This window comes from Terriglobales bacterium (assembly GCA_035567895.1).
Classification (GTDB): domain Bacteria; phylum Acidobacteriota; class Terriglobia; order Terriglobales; family Acidobacteriaceae; genus Gp1-AA112.
The window spans coordinates 1-3,978 of record DATMPC010000097.1; the positions used below are offsets into that span (position 1 = coordinate 1).

At 55.6% G+C, this 3,978-nt stretch carries 7 protein-coding genes; 2 read left to right on the forward strand and 5 right to left on the reverse strand.

Annotated features, from left to right (window positions below):
• Nucleotides 1-218, reverse strand: a 218-nt coding sequence (locus VNX88_20105; protein HWY70980.1) for a hypothetical protein, incomplete at its 3' end; no start/stop codon positions are given.
• Nucleotides 219-381: 163 nt separating this feature from the next.
• Nucleotides 382-900, reverse strand: coding sequence for a DUF6438 domain-containing protein (locus tag VNX88_20110; GenBank protein ID HWY70981.1), 519 nt, complete (start codon nucleotides 898-900; stop codon nucleotides 382-384).
• A gap of 219 nt (nucleotides 901-1,119) precedes the next feature.
• On the opposite strand from VNX88_20110, the gene VNX88_20115 reads away from it, so the two are divergent.
• Entirely contained in the window at nucleotides 1,120-1,593 is a 474-nt protein-coding gene (locus VNX88_20115; GenBank protein HWY70982.1) for a hypothetical protein, read from the forward strand.
• Between the two features lie 18 nt (nucleotides 1,594-1,611).
• Here VNX88_20115 and VNX88_20120 read toward each other — a convergent pair whose 3' ends face one another.
• The 3 genes from VNX88_20120 to VNX88_20130 all read right to left on the reverse strand — a co-directional run bounded on the left by VNX88_20120 (nucleotide 1,612) and on the right by VNX88_20130 (nucleotide 3,433).
• Nucleotides 1,612-1,944: a hypothetical protein gene (locus tag VNX88_20120; GenBank protein HWY70983.1), complete on the reverse strand. Its 333-nt coding sequence runs from the start codon at nucleotides 1,942-1,944 to the stop codon at nucleotides 1,612-1,614.
• Between the two features lie 94 nt (nucleotides 1,945-2,038).
• Nucleotides 2,039-2,410 carry a hypothetical protein gene (locus VNX88_20125; protein HWY70984.1) on the reverse strand — a complete coding sequence of 124 codons (372 nt, stop codon included), beginning with the start codon at nucleotides 2,408-2,410 and terminating at the stop codon, nucleotides 2,039-2,041.
• Between the two features lie 354 nt (nucleotides 2,411-2,764).
• Nucleotides 2,765-3,433, reverse strand: coding sequence for a tyrosine-type recombinase/integrase (locus VNX88_20130; protein HWY70985.1), 669 nt, complete (start codon nucleotides 3,431-3,433; stop codon nucleotides 2,765-2,767).
• A 281-nt stretch (nucleotides 3,434-3,714) separates the two neighbouring features.
• On the opposite strand from VNX88_20130, the gene VNX88_20135 reads away from it, so the two are divergent.
• Nucleotides 3,715-3,978: hypothetical protein (locus VNX88_20135; GenBank protein ID HWY70986.1), on the forward strand; the 264-nt coding region annotated here is incomplete at its 3' end.

Here is a 3,978-nt window from a genome sequence, read left to right on the forward strand (position 1 = left end):
CCAATGAGTGGCATATCGCCCTCGCGTCCACTTTCGTATTTATAGTGGCAGCTGCCGAAGCCGATGATGGATGGTCCCCACATTCGCGGCTTTTCTCCAGACGCGCTTTGCATCACCTTGACGAGCGCCTTGGCATCTGTACGCCTCGTGGGGTCCATGATCGCATCGATAAATGCCGCCACACTTAAGCTCGTGGGCTTGGTTTTGTTGTCTGCCATTGCTCCTACCCTTCGCACCCAAAGGCTAAACCAGTCCTCGGTGACGCGCAAACCGGCAGTAACTGTTGTTAACAGGCGTTAACGCTCAAAACCCCTCGATGAGTGATATGGGGATTTATCGACAGTTATGGTTCCGATGCCGTCGAGTGAGAGGGCGAGATTCTCAGTGTCGATCCATGCAGGTGGTTCCAAATGGCCCGGCCTTACTCACGTCTCCTGTCCAACGTTCTACGTTGGCGAGCTTGTCGATTGCAGATTCAAGATCAAACAAGGCTTTAGGGGCGCCTCCGCAACCGTAGTAGTGCTTCACATGATGGCTGGCTTGTCTCACGTTGATTTCCGTCACAGCCGTGGGCATATCTGTGCAATATCGTGTGCAATTTTCCCCAGAGTAGTCCTCAGAGAGTGTGAAGAATTTCGCTGTTGCAAAGTCGTTTAGCAGAGTTTTGATCTGATCGGCCTCTACACGGCCTTCACGAAGCCCCTTTTCCTTCACGTGCGTTTTGCCGTTATACTCCACCCGCCCATCGCCATGAATTGTTACGGTGTATGCGGGACAATCTCCGTAACACGCAGTTCGTTCCAGCTGGACGGTCAGCGTTTTGACATCCGCGTCCGGCAGCGATGTCAGGTTGATACTCGGGTCAGATGGCCGAGCTGATGCTGATGCAATGAAAAGCAATGAACAAAACCCCGTTGCTCTGAAGAATGTCTGAAAGACCATAGTTATCCTTTCGATCCTGGAACGCATGAACCATAGAAACTTGCGTCTGAAGCATAGGACACCTCTGGACAGTGCTATGTTCCCGAGACGGAGCAGATTCAGGAAGCCGGGGTCAATGAGTGTAATCGCGATGTTACGCCAACTATCGGCTAGAATGGCTCGGCGAGAGGGTTTCCTATGGATGCGAAACATCGCTGCATTCAGATATTCGGTTGGCTGTCTGTCATCGCTGGCTATGGCTTTGCGCTCCTGCTCCTTCGAGGAATCTTCATCGGGATCACGCAAGGATCCAGAGGCCATCCCCAAGCCTTCTGGTTGCTCCTAGGCTATGTGCTATTTTTGGCGCTTGCCGCTTATTTTTTTACAGTCGGACGGCGCGCAATATCGATCGCGCAAGGGACCCCGCGACCAAAGGCGCGGTTCGGATGGGGGAGAATGCTGCTGGGGGCCGTGCTGATATTCGGTGCTGCAACTGCTCAGTTCCACCCTTTTCCCACCCGTGTGAAGCCATTGGAGTATGAGAACCAGACGCAAGCCGTCGCCGGACACGTCACTACTATCGCTATCTGTATCGGCTGTGTTTTCTTGATTCTTTCGGGCATTTGGAAAGGCTTCGCCCGACGAACAATCAAGCCAGACGCCGACGCCTGACACAATCAGGCGATTTCACTAAGAACTGCGCCGCCAACCAATCACTCGGGAACAGATGGCGACCGCTATCGCCACGGGAAACAACAAGAAGGCCGGTTTCGCGCCGTGGTGTCCCTCCTTGCTGAACAACCTCCGGCGTGCATATACGGTTTCAATCGGAAGGCTAAGCCCGAAAACAGCTACAACGAATACGACGAGGCCGGACAGGTTGAAGTGCGAAACAGCTGGGATGACTGCAAACCGAACCAACCCGCCGTAAATACCCAGCGCGAACAGTCCGCCGAGCAGTGCCATTAGTGATGCCGAAATGGCCGCAACCACAGCGAATGCGAGGGGTGTTTTGAAGAACATCTGAGTACGATGATTCTAACGGCTGGTCGATAATCGGCCAAGCTGTGAACGATTGTTGACGAAATCAGGCGATTTCACTCAGAGCCCGGCAGCGTCAGGCAGCCGATTCGACGTGGTCGCGAATGATATGCAGCTTGTCTTCCGCCAGACCATGCAGCTCATCCAGGTTGATACACCCTTTCCGCACGAGATCAGCCAGCACCAGGAGAAGCGCCGAATATTTGAATTCGTACTTGGCGTCGATCTCTTTCCGACGCTCGGTCAAATGACGTTCAAGTTCCCACAGCTCGTCTGGCTCCTTGATACGCGCTGCCATCTGCTTCGCTTCTCGGATCGTCGCTTCCAACTCGCGATGCAGGGCGCGATCGAATGCCCGACGCGCAATGGTCTTCTCTTTCGGTGACCAATGCAGGTCGCGCATCCTCGAATAGATGTCTTGAGCTAAGGGCCTTGGCAGGCTGGGCATGATCGCACTCTCCTCGCCGAATTGTATCTCCAGCCCCCGTCGCTTGCATGCTTTCCGACTGTTGCTGATCACCAGAAGCTGCGGCCACAATTGCAAGGTTGAAGCGATCGTTTACAGGGTGCCCTAGGTTCTGCTTGCAGCCCAGGTATCGTTCGGTCGTCTGCACAGAGGCGTGGCCGAGCAGAAATTGAATCTGTTCGATCTCCCCGCCACTCGAATGGCACCACTTCGCGCATGTTCGCCGCAGATGGTGCGGCGCGATGCGTTCCAGCCCTGCTTTTTCGCAGCAGCCCTTGACCACGTACCAGACCACGTTCTGAGAGATCGCTCTGCCCCAAACCTTTCCGGTCCGGCTCACTCTTCGAAAATCTTTCCGTCCCTGATCCCGGCAGCCACCGTCCACTCGTCGAGCGCTCGCTTCGTCCATTCCGGGATGGGAACCGTGCGAATGTGCCCGCCCTTGCCGATTAAATCCACGATGGCCCAGTGCTCCTGCCGTTGTTGCACATCGCTCATCTCCAACCCGACCAGCTCGGATCGGCGGAGTCCACAACCGAAAAGCAACGCGAGCATGGCATAGTCGCGTTTCTCACGCATGAGGTCGCCTCGGGCGCGGTTCAGCACCTGCGAGCTTTGCTCCAGGCTCAGCCAGTTGCCCGAGCGCTGCCCGAGCTGCTTCACGCCTTTGACTCGACTGATCCCGGCTGCCAGGTCTGGACTCAGCAGCCCGGCGTCTGCGGCCTCGTGCGCCAGCCGCCGCACGGCGGCCAGTTGCTGATTGATGGTGTTGGCCGCGAGCCTACGGGATTCCAGGTACATGCGGTAGCGCACCACCACGATGCGATTGAATGCCAAGCGCGGTTCGGAGCAGTACCAGGTGATGAACTGATTGATCGCAAACTGATAGACCCGGCGCGAACCCGGCGATGTGAGGCTGTTGAGCACGGCCATTTTAGAATGGTCGAGGTCGGGGAGTCGGAGTACGATCCGACCATAGTTCAGTTTGGCTTTTCGCTTTCGCATGCTGGCGGCCTCCACTCCGCAGCATGGAATTAAGGCACAGGCTAGCCTGGGCGAAAAGCTGGATGGCGCTGTGCTGGAATCGGAACAAGTCGTTCTGAGTGTAATCGCCTGATTTCGACAATTGACGAGGAGTGAACACACGGGAAGTCGAAACTGTACCAAATTAGAGTCAGGGCGGAGGGGGCCGAAAGCCTGATCGTGTGATCCCCCCCATAGTCCACCAATTTTGTTTGTTGTTAGAATGTCGTGACCTAACAACAGGCTGAAAAGGGACATGAAGCATGTCGCTGATTCGCGGTCTTCTCACATCACTGATGCTGTCCGGATTGTTTTCTGCCGTTCCACTGTTTGGGCAAACGCCGCAGCCACCCGTCGCGCCGATCATCGAGCACCAGGAAACGCGCCACGGCACCGTTGTGGTCGACAACTACTACTGGCTTCGCGACAAGTCGAATCCCAAAGTCATCAAGTACCTCGAGCAAGAGAACGCCTATACCGAGGCGATGACCAAGCCCCTGAAGCCCTTCGAGGATACGCTTTATAAC

Bases quoted from the DNA above. Each gene is read 5' to 3' on its own strand.
- VNX88_20115 (HWY70982.1), top strand. From the start codon at position 1,120: ATGGATGCGAAACATCGCTGCATTCAGATATTCGGTTGGCTGTCTGTC.
- VNX88_20120 (HWY70983.1), bottom strand. From the start codon at position 1,944: ATGTTCTTCAAAACACCCCTCGCATTCGCTGTGGTTGCGGCCATTTCG.
- VNX88_20125 (HWY70984.1), bottom strand. From the start codon at position 2,410: ATGCCCAGCCTGCCAAGGCCCTTAGCTCAAGACATCTATTCGAGGATG.
- VNX88_20130 (HWY70985.1), bottom strand. From the start codon at position 3,433: ATGCGAAAGCGAAAAGCCAAACTGAACTATGGTCGGATCGTACTCCGA.